At 66.2% G+C, this 21,944-nt stretch carries 21 protein-coding genes; 19 read left to right on the top strand and 2 right to left on the bottom strand.

Going from position 1 to position 21,944, the window contains the following annotated elements; translation table 11 throughout:
- Positions 1-126 precede the first annotated feature (126 nt).
- The 14 genes from KV697_RS07350 (at position 127) to KV697_RS07285 (ending at position 13,885) form a co-directional block, all read left to right on the top strand.
- On the top strand, positions 127-3,285 hold the full coding sequence (locus tag KV697_RS07350; protein ID WP_257575692.1) for a YdbH domain-containing protein: 3,159 nt from the start codon (positions 127-129) through the stop codon (positions 3,283-3,285).
- Positions 3,286-3,314: 29 nt separating this feature from the next.
- Positions 3,315-3,503: a YnbE family lipoprotein gene (locus KV697_RS07345; RefSeq protein ID WP_257575691.1), complete on the top strand. Its 189-nt coding sequence runs from the start codon at positions 3,315-3,317 to the stop codon at positions 3,501-3,503.
- A 1-nt stretch (position 3,504) separates the two neighbouring features.
- On the top strand, positions 3,505-3,885 hold the full coding sequence (locus KV697_RS07340; protein WP_219020734.1) for a YdbL family protein: 381 nt from the start codon (positions 3,505-3,507) through the stop codon (positions 3,883-3,885).
- 379 nt (positions 3,886-4,264) lie between these two features.
- A complete protein-coding gene (locus KV697_RS07335; RefSeq protein ID WP_175311518.1) occupies positions 4,265-4,582 on the top strand; it encodes an AtpZ/AtpI family protein in 318 nt (105 codons plus the stop codon).
- 33 nt (positions 4,583-4,615) lie between these two features.
- Complete coding sequence (locus tag KV697_RS07330) at positions 4,616-5,407, top strand: F0F1 ATP synthase subunit A (protein WP_056431901.1); 792 nt, start codon at positions 4,616-4,618, stop codon at positions 5,405-5,407.
- Positions 5,408-5,488: 81 nt separating this feature from the next.
- Positions 5,489-5,716 carry a F0F1 ATP synthase subunit C gene (locus KV697_RS07325; RefSeq protein WP_007406947.1) on the top strand — a complete coding sequence of 76 codons (228 nt, stop codon included), beginning with the start codon at positions 5,489-5,491 and terminating at the stop codon, positions 5,714-5,716.
- 63 nt (positions 5,717-5,779) lie between these two features.
- Entirely contained in the window at positions 5,780-6,274 is a 495-nt protein-coding gene (locus KV697_RS07320) for a F0F1 ATP synthase subunit B family protein (protein WP_042484280.1), read from the top strand.
- On the top strand, positions 6,267-6,929 hold the full coding sequence (locus tag KV697_RS07315; RefSeq protein WP_219020733.1) for a F0F1 ATP synthase subunit B family protein: 663 nt from the start codon (positions 6,267-6,269) through the stop codon (positions 6,927-6,929). Before KV697_RS07320 ends, KV697_RS07315 begins: the two co-directional genes overlap by 8 nt.
- Before the next feature lie 369 nt (positions 6,930-7,298).
- The gene (locus tag KV697_RS07310; RefSeq protein ID WP_042484285.1) at positions 7,299-7,619 is read left to right on the top strand and encodes a DMT family transporter; all 321 of its coding nucleotides are present in this window, start codon (positions 7,299-7,301) and stop codon (positions 7,617-7,619) included.
- Between the two features lie 251 nt (positions 7,620-7,870).
- Positions 7,871-9,790, top strand: coding sequence for an excinuclease ABC subunit UvrC (gene uvrC, locus KV697_RS07305; protein ID WP_219020732.1), 1,920 nt, complete (start codon positions 7,871-7,873; stop codon positions 9,788-9,790).
- Positions 9,791-9,922: 132 nt separating this feature from the next.
- On the top strand, positions 9,923-10,684 hold the full coding sequence (locus KV697_RS07300) for a toll/interleukin-1 receptor domain-containing protein (protein WP_219020731.1): 762 nt from the start codon (positions 9,923-9,925) through the stop codon (positions 10,682-10,684).
- Between the two features lie 266 nt (positions 10,685-10,950).
- The gene (gene recO / locus KV697_RS07295; RefSeq protein ID WP_219020730.1) at positions 10,951-11,682 is read left to right on the top strand and encodes a DNA repair protein RecO; all 732 of its coding nucleotides are present in this window, start codon (positions 10,951-10,953) and stop codon (positions 11,680-11,682) included.
- A gap of 53 nt (positions 11,683-11,735) precedes the next feature.
- Complete coding sequence (gene leuB, locus KV697_RS07290; RefSeq protein WP_219020729.1) at positions 11,736-12,779, top strand: 3-isopropylmalate dehydrogenase; 1,044 nt, start codon at positions 11,736-11,738, stop codon at positions 12,777-12,779.
- A gap of 5 nt (positions 12,780-12,784) precedes the next feature.
- The gene (locus tag KV697_RS07285) at positions 12,785-13,885 is read left to right on the top strand and encodes a glycosyltransferase family 2 protein (protein WP_219020728.1); all 1,101 of its coding nucleotides are present in this window, start codon (positions 12,785-12,787) and stop codon (positions 13,883-13,885) included.
- A 118-nt stretch (positions 13,886-14,003) separates the two neighbouring features.
- On the opposite strand, the gene KV697_RS07280 is transcribed toward KV697_RS07285, so the two are convergent.
- Positions 14,004-15,260, bottom strand: coding sequence for a phospholipid carrier-dependent glycosyltransferase (locus KV697_RS07280; RefSeq protein ID WP_257575690.1), 1,257 nt, complete (start codon positions 15,258-15,260; stop codon positions 14,004-14,006).
- A gap of 234 nt (positions 15,261-15,494) precedes the next feature.
- Here KV697_RS07280 and KV697_RS07275 point away from each other — a divergent pair, with 234 nt between their 5' ends.
- A complete protein-coding gene (locus tag KV697_RS07275; protein WP_257575688.1) occupies positions 15,495-16,751 on the top strand; it encodes a methyl-accepting chemotaxis protein in 1,257 nt (418 codons plus the stop codon).
- 272 nt (positions 16,752-17,023) lie between these two features.
- Complete coding sequence (locus KV697_RS07270; RefSeq protein ID WP_257575686.1) at positions 17,024-18,883, top strand: glycoside hydrolase family 35 protein; 1,860 nt, start codon at positions 17,024-17,026, stop codon at positions 18,881-18,883.
- Between the two features lie 128 nt (positions 18,884-19,011).
- On the opposite strand, the gene KV697_RS07265 is transcribed toward KV697_RS07270, so the two are convergent.
- Positions 19,012-19,317: a hypothetical protein gene (locus tag KV697_RS07265; RefSeq protein ID WP_219020726.1), complete on the bottom strand. Its 306-nt coding sequence runs from the start codon at positions 19,315-19,317 to the stop codon at positions 19,012-19,014.
- Between the two features lie 134 nt (positions 19,318-19,451).
- On the opposite strand from KV697_RS07265, the gene KV697_RS07260 reads away from it, so the two are divergent.
- Genes KV697_RS07260 through KV697_RS07250 form a run of 3 tightly spaced genes read left to right on the top strand, consistent with a single transcriptional unit; the run spans position 19,452 to position 21,831 of the window.
- On the top strand, positions 19,452-20,660 hold the full coding sequence (locus KV697_RS07260) for a trans-sulfuration enzyme family protein (RefSeq protein ID WP_219020725.1): 1,209 nt from the start codon (positions 19,452-19,454) through the stop codon (positions 20,658-20,660).
- The gene (apaG, locus tag KV697_RS07255) at positions 20,657-21,055 is read left to right on the top strand and encodes a Co2+/Mg2+ efflux protein ApaG (protein ID WP_056431721.1); all 399 of its coding nucleotides are present in this window, start codon (positions 20,657-20,659) and stop codon (positions 21,053-21,055) included. The genes KV697_RS07260 and apaG overlap by 4 nt, the downstream gene beginning before the upstream one ends.
- Positions 21,052-21,831, top strand: a complete 780-nt coding sequence (locus KV697_RS07250; protein ID WP_219020724.1) for a LysR family transcriptional regulator — start codon at positions 21,052-21,054, stop codon at positions 21,829-21,831. Before apaG ends, KV697_RS07250 begins: the two co-directional genes overlap by 4 nt.
- The last annotated feature ends 113 nt before the right edge of the window (positions 21,832-21,944 follow it).

Here is a 21,944-nt window from a genome sequence, read left to right as displayed (position 1 = left end):
GTCGCCGGGCTTCGCGCGATTGCTTGGGCGCGATTGCGTGGCGCGGGAACCGGCGGCTATGACGTGGGTCAAGAGTGAGGGAGTGGCATCGGGGTGGAGGGCGCGAGCGAGGATATCGAGACGCGCGTGACCCCGGTCGCGAGCTCCCGCCGGCGTTTCCGCCGCCTGCAATTCACCCTGATCGCCATCGCGCTCGTCATCCTCATCGCGCTGATCGCACTGTGGATCGAGCGCAAGCCGCTCGCCGGGCATGTGCTCGACCGCGAACTGGCGAAGCGCGGCGTGCCTGCGCGCTACAGGATTTCCGATCTGGGTTTCGGTCGGCAGCGGCTGACCAATGTGGTGATGGGCGATCCGCGCCATCCCGACCTTGTCGCCGACTGGCTGGAGACGCGGACCCGCATGACCCTGTCGGGGCCGGAAGTGACGGGGGTGCGCGCCGGACGCGTGCGCCTGCACGGGCGGCTGATCGATGGAAAGATCAGCCTGGGCACGCTCGACAAGCTGATGGGATCGTCCGGTGCGTCGGGCAAGCCGTTCCAACTGCCCGCGCTCGATGTGGTGGTGCAGCATGGCGGCATCCGGCTCGACACGCCGCACGGGCCCATCGGGCTGAGCGTCTCGGGGCAGGGGGTGTTGCGCGACGGCTTTACCGGGCGGCTGGCGGCGGTGGCGCCCCGGCTGGTGATGGGCGATTGCGTCGCCACCGGGCTGGCCGCGCCGTTGCGTGTCCGGGTGGTGCGCGAACAGCCGACGCTGACCGGGCCGCTGCGGCTGGGCAATCTGCGCTGCGGCGAAGTGGCGGTCGCCGATCTGGCGGCGCGGGTCGACGTGACCTTCGGCGCGACGCTCGATCGTTGGCAGGGGCGGGCGTCGGTCGGCAGCGGCGCGATCCGCCATCCGGTGATGGCTGCCGCCGCGATCGACGGACAGATCGACTTTTCGGGCACGGCCAAGGGCACGCAAGGCCGGATGCAGGTCGCGGCGCGCAACGTCGCGGCGCGCTTCGGACGGGCAGAGCGGGCGATGGTCGCGGGCCGCTATCTGGTCGGCGCCGCGACCCGTTTCGATGGGCAGGCGCAACTCAGCGGCGCACAGGCATCGGCCGCCACGCTGGCCCCTATGCTGAAGGCGAGCGAGGCGGCGGCGGGCACACCGGTCGGGCCGGTGCTGCGCGCCATGGCGCAGGCGGCAGCGCGGGCCGGTCGCCGCTTTGCCGCCGATATGGCGCTGGCGATCGACAGCGATCGCGGGTCGCGCGGCCCCGGCTTTGCGGTGCGGGTGCCGCGCCTGACGGTCGCGTCGGCCAGCGGCGGGCGGCTGGCCTTCGCAGGGAGCTATGGGCTGGCTTATGATGCGCGGGGGCTGCGCGTGGATACGCGGGCCGCGATGGGCGGCGGCGGCCTGCCGAGCCTGCGTGCGACGCTGCAACAGGATGGTCCGAAGCAGCCGATGCGCGGCACCGCCGAGCTGGCGCGTTACGAGGCAGGCGGGGCGGCCCTGGCCTTCGACCGGATGATGTTCCGCTCCGCCGCCAATGGCGAGACCCAGGTGACGACCCGCGTCGCGCTGTCCGGGCCGATCAGCGGCGGGCGGATCGACGGGCTGGTCCTGCCGATCGCGGCGCGCTGGGATGGCGGGCGGCGCTTGCTGGTCAATCCTGTGTGCCAGCCGCTGGCGATCGACCGGCTGGCGCTGTCGGGCCTGAGGCTGGCGCGGGTGGCCACGCGGCTCTGTCCGCTCGACGGCGCGCTGGTTCGGCTGGACGGTACGCGCCTGAGCGGTGGTGTGCAGCTGGGGCCGACGAAGCTGGTCGGGCAGATCGGCAGCAGCCCGCTGACCCTGGCGGCGGCGGCCACCCGCTTCGCGCTGGTGGACCGCAGCTTCACCCTGACCGGCGTACAGACCAGCATCGGCCGCCCCGAATCGCCGACCCGGATCGACGCGGCCGAGCTGAACGGCCGGATCACGCCGGAAGGGATCGCGGGCCAGTTCACCGGCGGCGCCGGGCAAGTGGGGCAGGTGCCGCTGCTGCTCGGCGAGGCGGGCGGCGACTGGCGGTTGGCGGGCGGCGTGCTGACGCTGAACGGCGCGCTTCAGGTCCGCGATGCGCGCGCCGATTCGCCGCGCTTCCTGCCGATGGCGGCGCGCGACGTCACGCTGACGCTGGCGGGTAGTCGGATCGACGCCAAGGGTACGCTGTTCGAGCCGACAAAGAATGTGAAGGTCGCCGACGTCACCATCACCCATGCGCTCGACAAGGGCGCGGGCGAGGCGGACCTGAGTGTCCCCGGCATCACCTTCACCAAGGACTTCCAGCCCGAATTGCTGACCCCGGTGACGAAGGGTGTGATCGAGGATGTGCGCGGACCGATCAACGGACGCGGCCATATTGCCTGGGACGCCAGTGGCGTACGCTCGACCGGGCGGTTCGGCACCGACGGTATCGACCTGGCCGCCGCGCTCGGCCCGGTCAGCGGCATAGCGGGCACGATCGACTTCACCGACCTGCTGGCGCTGGAAAGCGCGCCGGGACAGGTGGCGACGGTCAAGACGATCAATCCGGGCATCCAGGTGACGAACGGCGTCATCCGCTATCAGACGCTGTCGGGCGCGCGGGTGAAGGTGGAGAGCGGCCGCTGGCCGTTCGCAGGCGGTACGCTGACCCTCGACCCGACGCTGCTCGACTTCTCGCAGCCGGTCGAGCGGCGCATGACCTTCCATGTCGAGGGGGCCGCGGCAGACCAGTTCCTGCTTCAGTTCGACTTCCAGAATCTGAACGCCACCGGCATCTTCGACGGCACCCTGCCGATGATCTTCGACGAGCGCGGCGGGCGGATAGAGGGCGGGCGGCTGGTCGTGCGACCTGGTGGCGGGAGCATCGCCTATCTGGGTGAGATCAGCCAGAAAGACCTCGGCTTCTGGGGCAACCTGGCGTTCGGGGCGCTGCGCTCGCTCAACTATCGGTCGCTCCGCATCGATATGAACGGGCCGCTGGCGGGCGAGATGGTGACGGACGTGCGCTTCGCCGGGATCAGCCAGGGCAAGGGCGCCAAGTCCAACTTCATCATCCGGCGGCTGCAAAGCCTGCCCTTCGTGTTCAACGTGCGGATCAAGGCGCCCTTCCGCGGACTGCTCGATTCGGCGCAGTCCTTCTACGACCCGCGCCGCCTGATCCAGCGCAACCTGCCGGCCCTGCTGGAAGAACAGAACAAGCGCGCCGCGCCGCCCGCATCGACCCCTCCCGTTCCCATTCAGCCTTCGGCAAGCGAGACCGTGCCATGACCGTAACAGGATTGAAAATGCAGGACAGAATGCCGATCTTGATGATGACACGATGGATGCCGGTCGCGCTGACCCTGCTCGGCGGAGGATGCGTCAACATCTCCGCGCCGGAAAAGCCGATCGAGATCAATCTGAACATCAATGTGACGCAGGAAGTGGTATATCGCCTGGATGGCGAGGCCAAATCGCTGATCCAGCAGAATCCGGGGATATTCTGAGATGAAGACGAAGACGGTGATCCTGGCGCTCGGCGCGGTGGCGCTGCTGGGCGTGTCGGGCATGGCGATGGCGCAGCGCGATCCGGCCTATGCCGCCGCGCGCGCCGAGGGTCTCGTGGGCGAACAGCCCGACGGCTATCTGGGCATCGTCGGCGCGGCGACGCCCGCCCTGCGCACGCTGGTCAACAGCATCAACATCCAGCGCAAGGCCGCCTATACCCAGAAGGCGCAGGCCAGCGGCGCGACCGTCGAGCAGATGGCCTTCACCAGCGGCTGCAACCTGATCGCGCAAACGGCGTCGGGTGAGAAATACAAGACGCCCGAAGGCGTGTGGAAGACGCGCACCGGTGCGGCACCGGAACGCGCACCTGCCTGCGTGTAATTCCTTCTAACTCCCCTCCCGCAGGCGGGAGGGGTTGGGGGAGGGGAGTCCGGTGGCGATGGGGCGAGCGGGCGTGAGGCGCGCCTGATCCCTCCACATTCGACGGCATCGCGCGCGGACAGCGTCAGCCCTCCCCCGCCCCCTCCCGCCTGCGGGAGGGGAGAAGAAAGAAGGCCCGGCGAGGGGGAGTAGAAAAGAGGGCGGAGGGCCGGTTTCCTGTCACTCCCCGGCAACAATGCTTAACACATCTGTCACAAGCCTACCCCCAGGCGGTTGACTTGGGGGGAGGGGCTTTCTAAACGGGCCTCGCCTTGGCGGGGTCGCTCGCCGTTCGCGCGCATTCTCCCCTTCGGTGACGAAATCAGGTGAGGGTGGCTGCGTGGCGGAGAAGGAACCCGGACAGGACTTTGGCGATGCGGACGATCCGCGTCTGGCCGCGCTGGATCAGCGACTGGCTAAGGCGAAAGCGGAAGGCGCAGCGCGGCAGGGGGTGAAGGTGGATGCCGACAGGGGATATTCCCAGGGCAGCCGTGTGATCTCCGCGCTGATCGGAAGTCTTGTCGGCAGTGCGTTGATCGGCTGGCTCTTCGACCGCTGGTTCGGCACCGCACCCTGGGCCCTGATCGTGATGCTGTTCCTGGGGATCGGCGTGGCGTTCAGGCAGATCATTCGGATTTCTGGCGAACGCCCGGAGTAACCGGGCGTTCGTCATATGTGGGAACGAAGCAGCGTGGCGGCAGAATCGGGCGGCAAGATTGATCCGATGCACCAGTTCCTGATCGAGCCGGTGCTCGGTCAGCACTGGGTGGTCGGCGGCTACGACCTTTCCTTCACCAATTCCGCTCTGTGGATGGTGGCGACGCTGGTCGCGCTGTGGGTTTTCATGATCGGCGGCATGAAGCGCGATCTGGTCCCCGGACGCTGGCAGGCGGCGGTCGAGGGGTTCACCGGCTTCGTCAATTCGATGCTGACGTCGAATATCGGGCCGGAGGGCAAGCGCTTCCTGCCTTACGTCTTCTCGCTGTTCATGTTCATCCTGTTCGCCAACGTGCTGGGCCTGCTGCCCTTCGGCGTGGTGCCTGGTGTCCACCCCTTCACCGTGACCAGCCATGTGACCGTGACCGGCGTGCTCGCGCTGATCTCGTTCGCGATCGTGCTGATCGTCGGCTTTGGCCGCCACGGCTTCCACTTCTTTGCGCTGTTCGTGCCGCACGGTACGCCCAAGCTGATGATTCCGCTGATCTTCGTGGTCGAGTTGATGAGCTTCCTGGTGCGCCCCTTCTCGCTGGGTCTGCGACTGTTCGTCGCGATGACCGCGGGGCATATCCTGCTGAAGGTTCTCGCTGCCTTCGTCATCAACGGCATCAACATGGGTCCCGGTTACGCCGCGCTCATCACCCTGCCGAGCTTCCTGCTGATGATCGGCATCACGCTTCTCGAACTGCTGGTCGCCGCGATCCAGGCCTATGTCTTCGCGCTGCTGACCTCGGTCTATCTGAACGACGCCGTCAACCTGCACTGATCCGGTAACGCCGGATCGGGCGGGCGGACGCGCCGCCGACTTGAATACCCAAACGACCCTTTTTGAACTGGAGTGATTGAAATGGACGCAGAAGCCGCGAAGCTGATCGGTGCCGGTCTGGCCGCTATCGGCATGGGCATCGCCTCGCTCGGCGTAGGCAACGTGTTCGCCAAGTTCCTCGAAGGCGCGCTGCGCAATCCGGGTGCGGCGGACAGCCAGCAGGGCCGCCTCTTCATCGGTTTCGCCGGTGCCGAGCTTCTGGGCCTGCTTGCCTTCGTGACGATGATCATCCTGGTGTTCGTCGCCTAATCATTCGGATCGGCCGGGCGTGTCGCTGACGATGCGCCCGGTTGATATGGCAACGAGGACTCCATGCCCCAGATAGCACAGATCAGTGCGACCTATGCGTCGCAGATCTTCTGGCTCCTGATCACTTTCGGCCTGCTGTATTTCGTGGTCGGTCGTGGGATGGTGCCCAAGATTCAGGCGACCGTCGACGCTCGCGAAGGCCGTATCGCCGGCGATCTGGCGGCAGCCGAGGCCGCGCGTGCCGAGGCCGACCGGGTCGAGGCGGCATGGCGGGCCGAAATGGACGCCGCCCGTGTCGCCGCGATGGCCGAAACCAACGCTGCCAAGGCGCGGGCCACCCACGCTTTCGAGGCGCAGGTGAAGGCGGCCGATGCCGACTTGGCCGAGCGTCTGGGTCATCATGACCTGGCGATCGCCAATGCCAAGGTCGAGGCGATGGCCAATCTTCAGACCGTGGCGGCCGAGGCCGCGCGCGATCTCGTCGCCAAGCTGTCCGGCGTCCAGGTGGGCGAGGATGCGGCGGCCGACGCGGTGCGAAAGGTGAGCGCGCATGGCTAATCATTCCGCAAGCGGTGCAGCGGCCAATGCCGATGCGCTGGTCGCGCAGAACCTGGCCGACGCGGCATCGGCCGAAGGTATGACGCAGAAGCCGATCCGCGAGGGCGATGGTCTGACCGGCAACACGGTCGCAGCCGCCGAGACCGAGCATCACGCCGCCAGCCCGACCGCGCTGGGTTTCGATTCGACCGGCTGGGTGGCGCTTGCCGCTCTGGTCGTGCTGATTGGGATGCTGGTGAAGAAGGTCCCGTCGATGATCGGTCGTTCGCTCGATCAGAAGATCGCCGGTATCCGCGCCCAGCTCGACGAAGCCAATAAGCTGCGTCAGGAAGCCGAAGCGCTCAAGGCCGAATATGAGGCCAAGGCGAAGGCCGCCCATGCCGATGCCGAGGCGATGCGTGCCCAGGCCCAGCATGAAGCGGGTCAGCTGCTGAGCAAGGCCAAGGCCGATGCCGAGGCGCTGATGGAGCGTCGCGCCAAGATGGCCGAGGACAAGATCGCCGCTGCCGAGCGCGCCGCGTTGGCCGAGGTCCGCGCCCGTGCCGCCGAGGCCGCCGCGAAGGCCGCCGGTCTGCTGATCGCCGAGCATCACTCGGCGGATGCGGATCGCGCGATGATCGACCGCACCATTTCGGGGCTCGGTCGCCCGAACTGATCGGCTTTCGGGCCGGAGACAGGACCGCGCTTCGGGAAGCCGAGGCGCGGTTCGGTCGTTTTGGAAAGCCAAAAGACCACCACCTCCGTTCAGGCTGAGCGAAGTCGAAGCCTAAGGGAATCCCTCTCCTCTGCTTGGGGATAGGGCAGGGCGTGGGCTTCGACTTCGCTCAGCCTGAACGGAGGGTGGGGAAAGCCCATTCCTCCCCGAGCTCGGCTTGGGGGGGGGGGGCGCCGGGCAAAGCCCGGTGGTGGAGGGGCAGAGCCCCAAATCACATAACCCCGTCACTACGGGGCCGCATCGCCGTCTCTTTCGGGTTTCCGGCGACGATGCCCATATCCCCGAGCCCGTGACAAAGGAGACGCTCCGATGGCATGGGTCATTCTGGGCATTGCCGTAATTACCGAGATTTGCTGGGCGCTCAGCCTGAAATGGGCCGCGACCGTCGCCACCTGGCAGGCGTCGAGCGTGCCGATCATCCTCAGCTTCGTGAACATGGGTCTGTTGGCGCTGGCGATGCGCGGGCTTCCGGCGGGCACCGCCTATGCGGTGTGGACGGGCTTGGGCGCGGTGGGCGTCGTGATCGGCGGGGCCATCGTGTTCGGCGACAAGATCGCGCCGATCCAGGCGGGCTTCATGGTCCTGACCGTGATCGGCGTAATGGGGACCAAGCTCTTCGCGCAGGGTTGAGATATCTTTCCTCCCCTGGAAGGGGAGGTGGCAGTCCGCAGGACTGACGGAGGGGTGTCACGGCCAGCGGGGACACCCCTCCACCAGCTTCGCTGGTCCCCCTCCCCTTACAGGGGAGGAATCGCCTTTGTGTCCTCTGCGCGAACAAAAAACCTTCGCGTCTTCGCGTCTTCGCGTCTTCGCGTCTTCGCGTGAACCAAAGCCATCGCACAGGGTAGCGATCCGCCCCCCGCGCTCCTAAATCGCACCCGATGTCCGAGCCTCCCGTCGACCGCTTCAACGAAGAGAAATCCACCTTCACCCTGCGCGGGGCCGATGCGCCCGATCTGAAGGCGGGGGTGGCGGCGATCCGCAACGTGCTGGCGACGCTGCCGCTGCGGCCGGGCGTGTACCGGATGCAGGATGCGCGCGGCGACGTGCTGTATATCGGCAAGGCCCGCGCGCTGAAGAACCGCGTCGCCAACTATACGCAGGTCGACCGCCTACCCAAGCGCCTGCAACGCATGGTGTCACAGACCCGGTCGATGACGATCGTCACGACCAACAACGAAGCCGAGGCGCTGCTGCTCGAGGCGCAGCTCATCAAGCGCTATCGCCCCGCCTTCAACGTCCTGCTCCGCGACGACAAGAGCTTCCCCTTCATTCTGCTGCGCAACGACCATGACTTCCCGCGCATCCAGAAGCATCGCGGCGCGCGGCGTGCGGTCGGCAATTATTACGGCCCCTTCGCCAGCGCGGGCAGCGTCAACAACACGCTGAACGCGCTGCAGAAGCTGTTCCTGCTCCGCTCCTGCACCGACAGCTTCTTCAAGGGGCGCGACCGGCCGTGCCTGCTCTATCAGATCAAGCGCTGCTCGGCGCCCTGCGTCGGCCGGATCGACGAGGCCGCCTATGCCGAGCTGGTCGCCGACGCCAAGAACTTCCTGGGCGGCAAGTCGACCCAGGTCCAGGCCAAGCTGGGCACCCAGATGCAGGCGGCGGCCGAGGCGATGGACTTCGAGCTGGCCGCGATCCTGCGCGACCGGCTGAAGGCGCTAACCTTCATCCAGGGTACGCAGGCGATCAACGCGGAAGGGTTGGGCGACGCCGACATTTTCGCGCTGGCCAATCGCGAGGGGGTGATGGGCATCCAGGCCTTCTTCATCCGCGGCGGCCAGAATTGGGGGCATCGCAGCTTCTTCCCCGCACACACCAATGACGTGCCCGAGGAGGAAGTGCTGACCAGCTTCCTCACCCAATTCTACGAGGAAGTGCCGCCCGCCAAGACGATCCTGCTCGACCGCGAACTGCCCGAGGGTGAATTGCTGACCGAGGCGCTGGGCGAGCGCGCCGGGTACAAGGTACAACTCACCGTGCCGCAGCGCGGCGACCGCCGCCGGCTGCTCGACCAGGCCAAGCGCAACGCGGTCGAGGCGCTCGACCGGCGGCTGGCCGAGTCGACCACCCAGGCCAGGCTGCTGCGCGAAGTGGCCGACTTCTTCGACCTGTCCGAACCGCCACAGCGGATCGAGGTCTACGACAACAGCCATATCCAGGGCACCAATGCGCTGGGCGCCATGGTCGTGGCGGGGCCGGAGGGTTTCCAGAAAGGCCAGTATCGCAAGTTCAACATCAAGGGGAATGAGGCGGCGACCAACGACGATTTCGGCATGATGCGCGAAGTCTTCCGCCGCCGCTTCGCCCGCCAGCTGGAGGAAAACCCCGACCGCGACGATGCGACCTGGCCCGACCTGGTGCTGATCGACGGCGGCCGCGGCCAGCTCAACGCGGCCAAGGCGGTGCTGGAAGATCTGGGCATCGAGGATGTCTGCCTGGTCGGCGTCGCCAAGGGCCCGCATCATGGCCGCGAGGGGCGCGAGGTCTTCCACATGATGGACGGCAGCGAACGGATGCTGCCTGTCAACGCGCCGCTGCTCTTCTACCTCCAGCGGTTACGCGACGAAGTCCACCGCTTCGTGATCGGCGCGCACCGCGACAAACGCGCCAAGGCGATGGGGGCCAGCCCGCTCGACGAAGTGCCCGGCATCGGCCCGGCACGGAAAAAGGCGTTGTTGATGCACTTCGGCACGGGGCGCGCGGTGCGCAACGCCAGTCTTGAGGACTTGCGGAAAGCGCCGGGAGTCAGCCAGGCGGTCGCGCAGCAGGTGTACGACTTTTACCATAGCCGGTGAAGAAAATTCACCTGAAGTTGTAATAAATAAAAGTTATCTGATAATAAATTGCGCAACGTAGGGTTAAAAGTTTGTGAAAATTTCAGTTTGTGATATTTTAAGCGGGGCTGTTGAAAATTTGGAGGCGTAAAGTTGACAAAAATTTGGCTTACATATGCTTGGAAGGACAATGAGGAGGAGGATGTAGATCATATTATTGCTGAGCTTTCCGCCAGAGGCCTGGATGTCGGATATGATCGCGTTGAACTTTTGGCTGGTCGGAGGCTTTGGGAGCAAATTGATGTTGCTATTAAAGATCCAGGCGTAGTCGCATGGGCCATATACGTCACTGAGAATAGCCTTAAAAGTGAACCATGCCAAGAAGAACTCGCATATGCGCTAGATCGTGCTCTACGTACCAGAGGGGCAAAGTTTCCCCTCATCGGCTTATTTCCGGGAAATCTAGATAGGGAAATTATTCCATCCGCAATTGCAACCCGATTATATGTTAACCTTAGAACCAATGATTGGGCGGAACAGGTTGTAAACGCGGTTAAAGGTGCGAGGCGCGGATCGCAATCCCCACCAACACCTTACGGTCACGCGTTGCACAAGCGACCAAACGGATATTGTCTAGAGGTTTGGCCAAGGACTGGCACATGGTCGCCATCCTATGGGATCGTGCCTGAAGCGGAAGCGGAAAAATTACGTGGCATGTCGACTGGACCGCGAGGCGTCCTTGATGGAATGCGTATGGTGATAGACGGTGAGGGCTACCAAAATGGCGTGTTCGGACGTGTTATCAACAATCCGGTCGATGCCGTGAATAGCCTGCAGATAAACTTGGCTGAGCTTCCCAGTTGGATTGAATTTGGACCGGCATCAGGTCAAAGGTTTCGCCTATTTTTTCAATAATGTTGGTTGGATAATGATGCGAGGAAAGTGAGCATCTAGGGTTTGGTATAAGAAAGTTCTCGATTTAAACTTATTGTATATCGCTCGGCGTTAAATCCTGTTCGGTGTATATGATCTATATAGGTAGTTGGAATGGTGGTATAAATCGAAGCAATTTATGCCCGCCATGCACCCATTTTGTCTTCGAGTGGTCGTGGTCTAACGCCTTGCCCTTGGATGGATGAACATCATAGCATCCCACCCCATTCCCCCCTACATCCTCACCCATGCACCGGATCGCCCCCGCCATAATCCTGTCGGTCCGGCCGCATGGCGAGCATGGGGCGATCGTGCGGGCTTTGACCCGCGGTGACGGGGTGCAGCCCGGTTATGTGCGGGGTGGGCGGTCGCGGGCGTTGCGGCCGGTGCTGCAGCCGGGCAATGCGATCCGGGGGGAGTGGCGGGCGCGGACGGCCGAGCAGCTTGCCGCGCTGACCGTCGAGCCGGGGCATAGCCGCGCGGGGTTGCACGGCGAGCCGCTGGCCGCCGCAGGGATCGAGTGGCTCTGCGCGCTGACCGCCGCCGCGCTGCCCGAGGAGCAGCCTTATCCGGTTCTCTACGACGCGCTCGACGCGGTGTTGACCGCGATCGAGTCGGCGCCGTCTGCGCGGGGCTGGGCGGGGGCGTTGGTGCGCTATGAGCTACTGGTGCTGGGGCAGCTCGGCTTCGGGCTGGATCTGGAGCAGTGTACCGTGACCGGCGCCAAGGCCGATCTGTCCTATGTCAGCCCTCGCAGCGGCGGTGCGGTGTCGATCGGTGCGGCGTCCGGTTATGAGACACGGTTGTTCGCCTTGCCGGATTTCCTGCGCGAAGGCGGGACGGCGGAATGGCCGGATATCTTCGCCGCAGGGCGGATCACCGCGCATTTCCTGGCCCGCGACGTGCTGGCCGGGCTTCGTGCCGACCCGCTCCCCGCCCGGACGCGGCTGTTCGATCGGTTCAAAAGGGCGGTTGCGTGATCCCGACCCCCAAGGCAAAGGGCTGTGAACACAGGTAACACAGGGGGCCAGCCATGGCATTGATCGCGATCCTCGCCGGTGACGGAATCGGACCGGAAGTGACGGCGGAAGCGCGGCGGGTGCTGGAGGCGCTGGACCTCGGCCTGACCTTCGAAGAGGCGAAGGTCGGCGGCGCGGCCTATGCGGCGGCGGGGCATCCGCTGCCCCCCGAAACGCTGGAGGTCGCGGGCCGCGCCGACGCGCTGCTGTTCGGCGCGGTCGGCGATCCGCGCTACGACAATCTGGAACGCGCGCATCGGCCTGAACAGGCGATCCTGGGCCTGCGCAAGGCCTTCGGCCTGTTCGCCAATCTGCGCCCCGCGCGGCTGTTCGAGGGGCTGGAGGATGCCAGTTCGCTGCGCCCCGACATCGCGCGGCGCATCGACATGGTGATCGTGCGCGAGCTGACCGGCGACGTCTATTTCGGCGCCAAGGGGCGCGGCACCACCGAGGCGGGGCTGCGCGAAGGCCATGACCTGATGCGCTATGACGAGGAAGAGGTCGCGCGGATCGCCCGTGTCGGCTTCGAAACCGCGATGCGCCGCCGCCGCCGCCTGTTGTCGGTGGACAAGGCCAATGTGCTGGAAACCTCGCAGCTGTGGCGCGACGTGGTGATCGAAGTGGCGCAGGAATATCCGGACGTCGCGCTCGATCACATGTATGTCGACAATTGCGCGATGCAGTTGGTGCGCGATCCGGGCCAGTTCGACGTCATCCTGACCGGCAATCTGTTCGGCGACATCCTGTCGGATCAGGCGTCGATGTGCGCCGGGTCGATCGGGATGCTGCCCTCCGCCGCCTTGGGGGCGACGGGCAAGGGGCTGTACGAGCCGATCCATGGCTCGGCCCCCGACATCGCCGGGCAGGGCAAGGCCAATCCGTGCGCCGCGATCCTGTCGTCGGCGATGATGCTGCGCCACTCGCTGGGGCTGGGCGAGGCGGCCGACCGCATCGACGCCGCGGTGGCGGGCGCGATCCGCGAAGGCGCGCGCACGGCCGATCTGGGCGGCACCCTGTCCACCCGCGCGATGGCCGACGCCATCGTGTTGCGGCTCTGACGCCGGTGAGCGCGCTCCTCGAACTCGCCGTCGTCATCCCGACCTTCAACGAGCGCGCCAATGTGCCCGTGCTGGTCGCCAAGCTGGACCAGGCGTTGGCCGGGCGGCGCTGGGAAGCGATCTTTGTCGACGACAACAGCCCCGACGGCACGGCGGATGCCGCGCGCGAGCTGGCGCGGGTCGACCCGCGCGTTCGCGTGATCCAGCGGATCGGGCGGCGCGGCCTGTCCTCGGCCTGTATCGAGGGGATGTGCGCCACCGGCGCGCCGATGGTCGCGGTGATCGACGGCGACCTTCAGCATGACGAGACGCTGCTGCCGGCGATGCTCGACCGGTTGCAGGCGGAGCCGGACCTCGACATCGTCGTCGGCTCGCGCTTCGTCGATGGCGGCGGCACGGGTGACTGGGACCGCGACCGCGTCGCCAAGTCGGCCTTTGCGACCAAGCTGTCGCAGCGGGTGCTGAACGTGAACCTGTCCGATCCGATGAGCGGCTTCTTCATGGTCCGCACCCAGGTCGCGCGCGACACCGTGCCGCATCTGTCGGGCATCGGTTTCAAGATCCTGCTCGACATCATGAGCGCCTCGCCGCGCCCGCTTCGCGCGGCCGAGATGCCCTATGTCTTCCGCCTGCGGACCGAGGGCGAGTCGAAGCTCGACCATGTCGTCGCGATGGAATATCTGATCGCGCTGTACGACCGGCGGTTCGGCAAGGTCATTCCGGTGCGCTTCGCCATGTTCTCGGCGATCGGCGTGCTGGGCGTGGGCGTGCATATGGCGGTGCTCAGCCTGTTCTTCATCCTGCTGGGGGCAAGTTTCCTGGCCAGCCAGATCGTCGCGGTGACGGCGGCGATGACGTTCAACTTCTTCCTGAACAACGCGCTGACCTATCGCGACCGGCGCCTGCGCGGGTTCAAGCCGCTGCTCGACGGCTGGGTATCCTTCTGCCTGGTCTGCTCGGTGGGGGCGATCGCCAATGTCGGCGTTGCGGCCTTCCTGCACGATGCGCGCGCGAACGAGTGGGCGCTGTCGGCGCTGATCGGCGTGCTGATCGGGGCGGTGTGGAATTACGCGCTCTCGTCGCGGTTCGTGTGGGGGCGGTATTGAGTTTGGGGTGAGGGCAGGGCGTGGGCTTCGACTACGCTCAGCCTGAACGGAGATCAGGGCAAACCCGCCGTTCAGCCTGAGCGAAGTCGAAGGCCAAGGCCAAGGCCAAGGGAATCCCTCACCGCCAATCCATAAACCACGCATATCGGGCGAAGGACTTCGGCCCCGCCAGCGCCCCCGCCGTCAGGATCGGATAGAAATAGACGAACAGGCACGCGACCGCGACCAGATAGGCCTCGTCCCAATCGCGTAAGGCGGCCCGCCACCGATCGATCGCCACCGCCAGCGCCACCGACAGCCAGATCGCGGGCAGGATGTAATAATAGTAAAAGCCCAGCGACTTGGGGATGATCGCCCAGACCGCAAAGCCGCCGATCCACAGCGCCGCCGCGACCCCCAGCCGCACCTCGCGCGTCCGCAGCCAGCCGAGCGCGCACGCTGTCACCGCGACCAGCCCGCCCCACATCACCGCCGGATTGCCCAGCAGGAAAATGCCCCGCTGCGCCCCATCGGCCATTTCGTAGAAATACCAGATCGGTCGCCCGATCACGGGCCAGCTCCACCAGGTCGACTGGTAATGATGCGGCGGCAGGACCTGCGTCTGGCGCGCATACATTTCCAGCTGGAAGGGCAGCAGTTCCGCCAGCGTCATGGGCTCGCGTATGTAGAAAAAAGCGGGCGCGAAGGTCGCCGCATAGGCCAACCCCGCGCCCAACCCGAGCAACGCCCAAGCCGACCACCAGCGCAGGCCCGGCCAGCGGCTCGGGTCCTGGCGCTTCATCAGGACGAAACCGATCGCGGCATAGCCCAGATAGGGCACCGCCGCCCATTTCACTCCGACCGCCAGCCCCAGTAGCACCGCGCCCATCGTCCACCGCCAGCGGCTCTGCACTGGGCTGCTACGCATAGCCCAGCCCATCGCCGCGACCGCCAGCACGACGAACGCCGCCATGAACCCGTCGAGCATCGCGATCCGCGCCTGCACCAGCACCATGAAGTTCAACATGGTCAGCAGCGCCCCGATCGCCGCCGCGCGGGTCCGCCGGGTCATCAGCCAGACGATGCCGAAGATACCTCCGACAGTGGCGGTCCCCGCCACCGTCGACAGCGCGCGCCAGCCTAGCGGATCGTCCCCGAACAGCAGCATCCCGGCCGCGATCAATGTCTTGCCGAGCAGCGGATGCTCGATATTCACCGGCCCTTCCAGCGCCATCAGCGTGCGGGCGGCGGGGACGTAATGGATTTCGTCGAAGACCAGCGCGTGCGGCACGGTCAGCCGCCAGCAGAATAGTGCCTGCGCCGCGACCAGCAGGGCCAGCAGCGCCGGGACCGGACGATGAAACGGGGCGAGCAGGCGACGCATGGCCCCGGTCATGGCCGGGCGGGGCGAGGGGGACAAATGGTTTTTCCGCTATGCCGTTATGGAAGCGCCCCTAACCCATCCTTCAGACTTATTCGCTAGGCCAGCGGGTCATGAGCGGAATCGGTGTTCGGCGACCGAACCGATGCTGGCAATTGACGGATGGGTGCGATGGGGTTGTTCGGCAAGAAGGATGTAAGCCTAGGGGACCGGTTGGCACTGGCGGTGTTCCAGTATTCGCCCGATGCAATGCTGCTTTTGTCCGACGGCAAGTTCATCGCAGGCAACGCCGCCGTCGAGCGGATCTATCATCGCCGTCTGTCGGAGGTGCTGGGCCACAACCCGTTGGATTTCTCCGCCTCCTGTCAGGCGGATGGCCGCCCGACCGATGTGCATATCGGTGAGCGCGTGGGTCAGGCGCTGCGGGATGGCTTTGCCCGGTTCGAATGGCTCAACCAAGCCCCCAATGGGCAGGTGGAGCGCCTTCTCGTCACCTTGATCCCTGCGCATGTCGTGACGCCGCAGGATGTGCTGGTGCTGATCCAGGACATGGGCGAGACGATGGACATGGTGAACCAGCTCGGCGACGGGCTGTCGCGCATCTCCAACGGCGATCTGTCGCACCGTATCACCAAGCCCTTCCGCGACGATTACGAACCGCTGCGCCTTCACTTCAACGAGGCGGCGCAGATGCTGGGCGGATCGATCCAGTCGATCGACTCGTCGTCGCGGCGGGTGCACAGCGCGGCGCTGGAGATCGGCAAGGCGGCCGGCGACCTGTCGCGCCGTACCGAGCATCAGGCCGCCTCGCTGGAGGAAACCGCCGCCGCGATGCGCCAAGTGACGAGCGCGATTCAGGAAACCGCGCAGTTCGGCAACAAGGCCGCGCAGGTCGCCGTCTCCGCACAGGAAAATGCGGCGCAGAGCGGCGTGGTGGTGCAGCGGGCGATGGACGCGATGGGCGGGATCGAGCGCACCTCCAACGAGATATCCGAGATCATCGGCGTCATCGACGGCATCGCCTTCCAGACCAATTTGCTGGCGCTCAACGCCGGGGTCGAGGCCGCGCGTGCCGGTGACGCGGGCAAGGGCTTTGCGGTCGTCGCCAGCGAAGTTCGTGCACTCGCTCAGCGGTCGGCCGATGCCGCCAAGGACGTGAAGAGCCGCATCGGTGCCTCCGACGCGCAGATCCGTTCGGGCGTGCAGGAAGTGGACGCCGCCGGATCGACGCTGCAACGCATCGCGGCACAGGTCAGCGAGATGGCCACGCTGATCGGCGACATCGCCAGCGCATCCCAGCAGCAGGCGAGCAGCGCGTCGCAGATCACGATCGCGATCGGCGACCTCGATTCCGTCACCCAGCAGAACGCTGCGATGGTCGAGCAAGCTTCCGCCGCCGCCCGCGAAATGGTGAGCGAGGCGAGCGCGATGGCCGATCAGGTCGGTCGCTTCCGCGTGGGCAACCACTCCGCCGCGATGGCGCAGCCGATGTGGAAGGCGGCCTGAGCAGCTCATCCTCCCCGGTACGGGGAGGGGGACCGCCGCGAAGCGGTGGTGGAGGCGGCGTGCCGCCAATGATGCCGTGCGTGGAAGCCCCCCTCCGTCAGGCCTGACGGCCTGCCACCTCCCCGTGCCGGGGAGGATAATCTCGTTCATTCGTCAGACAATTTGACGAAACCCCGTCCCGCATGGCACCCATGGGTCCGAAGCGGGGGCGGGATGCGATATGTCCCAAACCCCGTCTGTGCGAAATGCGACAGAATGAACGGGAGAGTGACGTGACGCAGCGGTTCCGACCGATGATCCTGACCCTATTGGCGGCCAGCGCGCTGTCGCCCCTATCGGCGCAAAGTCCTCTATCGAATGACGGTCCGGCCAGGACCTTCGAGGTGAAGGGCAAGGGTTTCCTGCGTAACGGCCAGCCGCATCAGGTGATCTCAGGCGAGATGCATTACACCCGCATCCCGCGCGCCTATTGGCGCGACCGCTTGCGCAAGGCCAAGGCGATGGGGCTGAACACCATCACCACCTATTCCTTCTGGAACGCGCATGAGCCGCGTCCGGACGTCTATGACTTCAGCGGCCAGAACGACATCGTCGCCTTCATCCGCGATGCGCAGGCCGAGGGGCTGGACGTGATCCTGCGCCCCGGTCCCTATGTCTGCGCCGAGTGGGAGCTGGGCGGCTATCCGTCCTGGCTGCTCAAGGACCGCAAGCTCGTGCTGCGTTCGACCGACCCCAAATACACGGCCGCCGTCGATCGCTGGCTGATGCGGCTGGGGCAGGAGGTGAAGCCGCTGCTGCTCAAGAACGGCGGGCCGATCGTCGCGGTGCAGCTCGAGAATGAATATGGCGCATTCGGCGACGATCAGGCCTATTTGCGCGGGCTGGAGGCGAGCTACAAGCGCGCCGGGCTGGGCGACGGCATCCTGTTCACCTCCAACCAGGGGGGCGATCTGGCCAAGGGGTCGCTGCCCAACCTGCCCTCGGTCGTCAATTTCGGGTCGGGCGGCGCGCAAAGCTCGGTCGCCAAGCTGGAGGCGTACCGCCCCGATGGCCTGCGCATGGTCGGCGAGTACTGGGCGGGCTGGTTCGACAAATGGGGCGAGGAGCACCACGAGACGGACGGCAAGAAAGAGGCCGAGGAAATGGCCTATATGCTCAAGCGAGGCTATTCGATCTCGCTCTACATGGTGCATGGCGGCACCACCTTCGGCTGGATGAACGGGGCGGATTCGCACACCGGCAAGGACTATCATCCCGACACCACCAGCTATGATTATGACGCGCCGATCGATGAGGCGGGCAATCCGCGCTACAAATACGGCCTGATCGCCGCCGCCATCGCCGAGGTGACCGGCAAGCCCGCCGCGCCGACGCCTGCGCCCACGGTCGCGACGACCTTCCCGGTTTCGGCGGTGCGGCGCAGTGCCTCGCTGTGGGAGAATCTGCCCGTGCCGGTGCGCGCGGCGCAGCCGAAGACCTTTGAGGAACTGGACCAGAATTACGGCTATGTCCTCTACCGTGTCGCGGTTCCGGCGGGGCCTGCCCAGACGCTGACGCTGAAAGGCATGCACAGCTATGCGCAGGTCTATCTGAACCGCGCGCTGGTCGGCACGCTGGACCGGCGTCTGGATCAGGAAACGGTGGAGCTACCGGCGCGCGCCAAGCCCGCGACGCTCGACATTCTGGTCGAGAATACCGGCCGGGTGAATTATTCGCACGCGATCCGCACCGAGCAGGCGGGCCTGACCGGCGCGGTGACGCTGGCGGGGCAGCCGCTTAGCGACTGGCAGATGTTCCGCCTGCCGATGGATAACCTGTCGTCGCTCAAGCTGTCGGCCAAGCCTTGCACCGGTCCGTGTTTCTACGAGGCGGAGATGACCGTCGCCAAGCCCGGCGACACCTATCTCGACATGCGCGGCGCGCATAAGGGGCAGTTGTGGCTGAACGACCATAATCTCGGTCGTTTCTGGAGCGTCGGGCCGGTCCACACGCTCTACACGCCGGCCCCGTGGCTGAAGGCAGGGGCGAACCGCATCTTGTTCTTCGACCTTACCGGTGACGCCAGCGACAAGCTGACCAGTGTGGCCAAGCCGATCTATGGTAAGGTCACGAACCACCGCGAGGCGCAGTAGTCACAATCCTCCCCTGCAAGGGGAGGGGGACCAGCGAAGCTGGTGGAGGGGTGTCCCCGCTGATGGTGACACCCCTCCGTCAGTCCTGCGGACTGCCACCTCCCCTTGCAGGGGAGGAAATTGCTGCCTCAGCGCACCGCTGCCGCCTGGTTGTCGATGACCGCCTCGCGCTGCTCGGGGCTCATCGCGGCGGCATTGACGTCGGCGGCCTTTATCGCATCGGCGCGGTCCTTGGCATAGTCGCGAGTCTTTTCCGCCTGCTTGTCCAGCATCTTGGCCTGGTTGCGCAGCGCGTCGGCCTGGTCTTCCATGCCGTCGGCGCGGTTGTCGGCGGCCTTTTCGACATTCTCGGCCAGCTTATCGGTGCCCTTGCCGTTGCAGGCGGACAGCGACACCAGGCTGGCGGCCATCAGCAGGCCGATGCGGATCTTCATGACTATTCTCCCTGTTTGGATCGGTGGAATAACCGGATCGGGCGCTTTTCCGTTCCGCTGGCGTAACGCGGACATATCGGGTGCGCGACCGAATATCCTTGAACCCCGCCCCCCGGACCGGCAAATGGACGGGCATGAAGCGCAAGACTGGCCAGGACCGTTCGATCACCTCCCAATGGCGCCCCGCGACGCAGGCCGTGCGCGGCGGCACCGCGCGGTCGGAATATGGCGAAACCTCCGAGGCGCTCTTCCTGACCTCGGGCTATTGCTACGACCGGGCAGGGGACGCGGCGGCACGGTTCGCGGGCGAGCAGGAGGGGATGACCTATTCCCGCCTCCAGAACCCGACCGTCGAGATGCTGGAGCAGCGCATCGCGCTGCTGGAGGGCGCGGAAGCGTGCCGCACCATGGCGTCGGGCATGGCGGCGATGACGGCGGTGCTGCTCTGCCAGTTGCAGGCGGGCGACCATCTGGTCGGCGGGCGTGCGGCGTTCGGGTCGTGCCGTTGGCTGACTGATACGCTGCTCCCCAAGTTCGGCATCGCCACCACCGTCGTCGATGCGCGCGACCCGCAGGCGTTCCTGGATGCGGTGCGCCCCGAGACCAAGGTCTTCTTCTTCGAGACGCCGGCCAACCCGACCATGGACGTGGCCGATCTTCAGGCCATCTGCGACATCGCGCGCGAGCGCGGCATCACCACGGTCGTCGACAATGCCTTTGCGACCCCGGCGCTCCAGCGGCCGATGGATTTCGGCGCGGACGTGACCGCCTATTCCGCCACCAAGATGATGGACGGGCAGGGGCGCGTGCTGGCGGGCGCGGTCTGCGGGACCGAGGATTTCATCACCAACACCCTGCTGCCCTTCACCCGCAACACCGGCCCGACCCTATCGGCGTTCAACGCCTGGGTGGTGTTGAAGGGGCTGGAGACGCTGGACCTGCGTATCCATCGCCAGTCGGAATCGGCGCTGAAGGTCGCGACCTTCCTGGAGGGCCGCGTGCCGCGCGTCCTGTGCCCTGCGCTGCCCAGCCATCCGCAGCATGAACTGGCGATGCGCCAGATGAAGGCGGGCGGCAGCATCTTCGCGCTGGAACTCGATGGCGGTCGCGAACAGGCGCACGGCCTGCTCGACGCGCTGGAGCTGATCGATATCTCGAACAATATCGGCGACTCGCGCTCGCTGATGACCCATCCCGCCTCGACCACCCATGCGGGTGTCGCCGAGGACAAGCGGATCGAGATGGGCATCGGCGAGGGCATGCTGCGCCTGAATGTCGGGCTGGAGGATGCGGACGACCTGATCGACGATCTCGACCAGGCGCTACGCGTCGTGGGTCTGTGAAGGCGCTCTTCCCCCATGCGCTGACCACCGGGCCGGTGACGGTCCGCGTGTCGGTCAGCTATCTGCCCGAACAGTCCGAGCCGCAGCGCGGGCGCTGGTTCTGGGCCTATCATGTCCGTATCGAGAATGAGGGCGACCAGCCGGTCCAGCTTCTCACCCGGCGCTGGATCATCACCGATGCGCGCGGTGCGCGGCATTCGGTCGAGGGCGAGGGCGTGGTCGGCGAACAGCCGGTGATCCAGCCGGGCGCGTCCTATGACTATGTCTCGGGTTGCCCGCTCGCCACGACCAGCGGCGCGATGCAGGGCAGCTATCGCATGGTCGGCGCGGACGGCGTGACCTTCGACGTGGCCATCCCGCATTTCGCGCTCATCGCCCCGGCGGTGGAAACATGAAGCGGACGCACCTGCCGCTCAACGGCCTGCGCGTGCTCGACGCCGCCGCGCGCCATCTGAGCTTCACCCGCGCCGCCGACGAGCTGGCGGTGACCCCGGCGGCGGTCGGCCAGCAGATTCGCGCGCTGGAGGATACGTTGGGCGTCGTCCTGTTCCGCCGCACCACGCGCGGATTGGAACTGACCCCTGAAGCCGAGGCGGGTCTTGCACCGTTGCGGGCCGGTTTCCTGCAATTCGAGGATGCCGTGCGCGCCATGCAGGCGGGGCAGTCGTCCAAGTCGCTGACCATCGCCGCCCCGCGCGACGTGACCGAGAAGTGGCTGATGCCGCGCCTCGCCGCCATCGCCGCAAGCGACCCGGACCTGCGTTTCTCGCTGATCGCATCGGACGAGGGACTGGACTTCACCGAGGCCAATCTCGACCTCGCCATCCGCTGGGGTGACGGACCCGGCGGACTGGAGGGCGAGGCGATCGAGTCGGACGGGATGATCGCGATCGGGCCCGAAGACGCGCCGCTGATCGCCTGGCCAGGTGCGCCGGAGGAGGGGACGCCGTTGGTACGTGTGACGGATGCCGGCCTGGCGATCGACGCGGTCGCGGCGGGGCTGGGCCGGGCGATCGTGCCGCAACTGCTGGCCGAGCGCGATCTGGCCGAGGGGCGGGTGATCGCCACCGGCGAGGCGGTGCCCTCGCGCATGGGCTATTGGCTGGTTGCCCCGCTGCCGCAATGGCGCCAGCAGAAGGTCAAGGCGCTCGTCGAGGCGCTGGGGGGGTAAGCGCCTGCCCCTGTACCCTGGCGAAGGCCGGGGCCCAGTTGCGATACGATTCCAGAGACGGCTTCCCTTTGCATGGGAGGCAAAAGCGAGCGAGGAGCGATGCCTCCCACGCG

Origin of the sequence: Sphingomonas sanguinis (assembly GCF_019297835.1) — a bacterium.
Classification (GTDB): Bacteria; Pseudomonadota; Alphaproteobacteria; order Sphingomonadales; family Sphingomonadaceae; genus Sphingomonas; species Sphingomonas sanguinis_D.
This window is presented reverse-complemented; position numbering and strand designations above follow the sequence as displayed.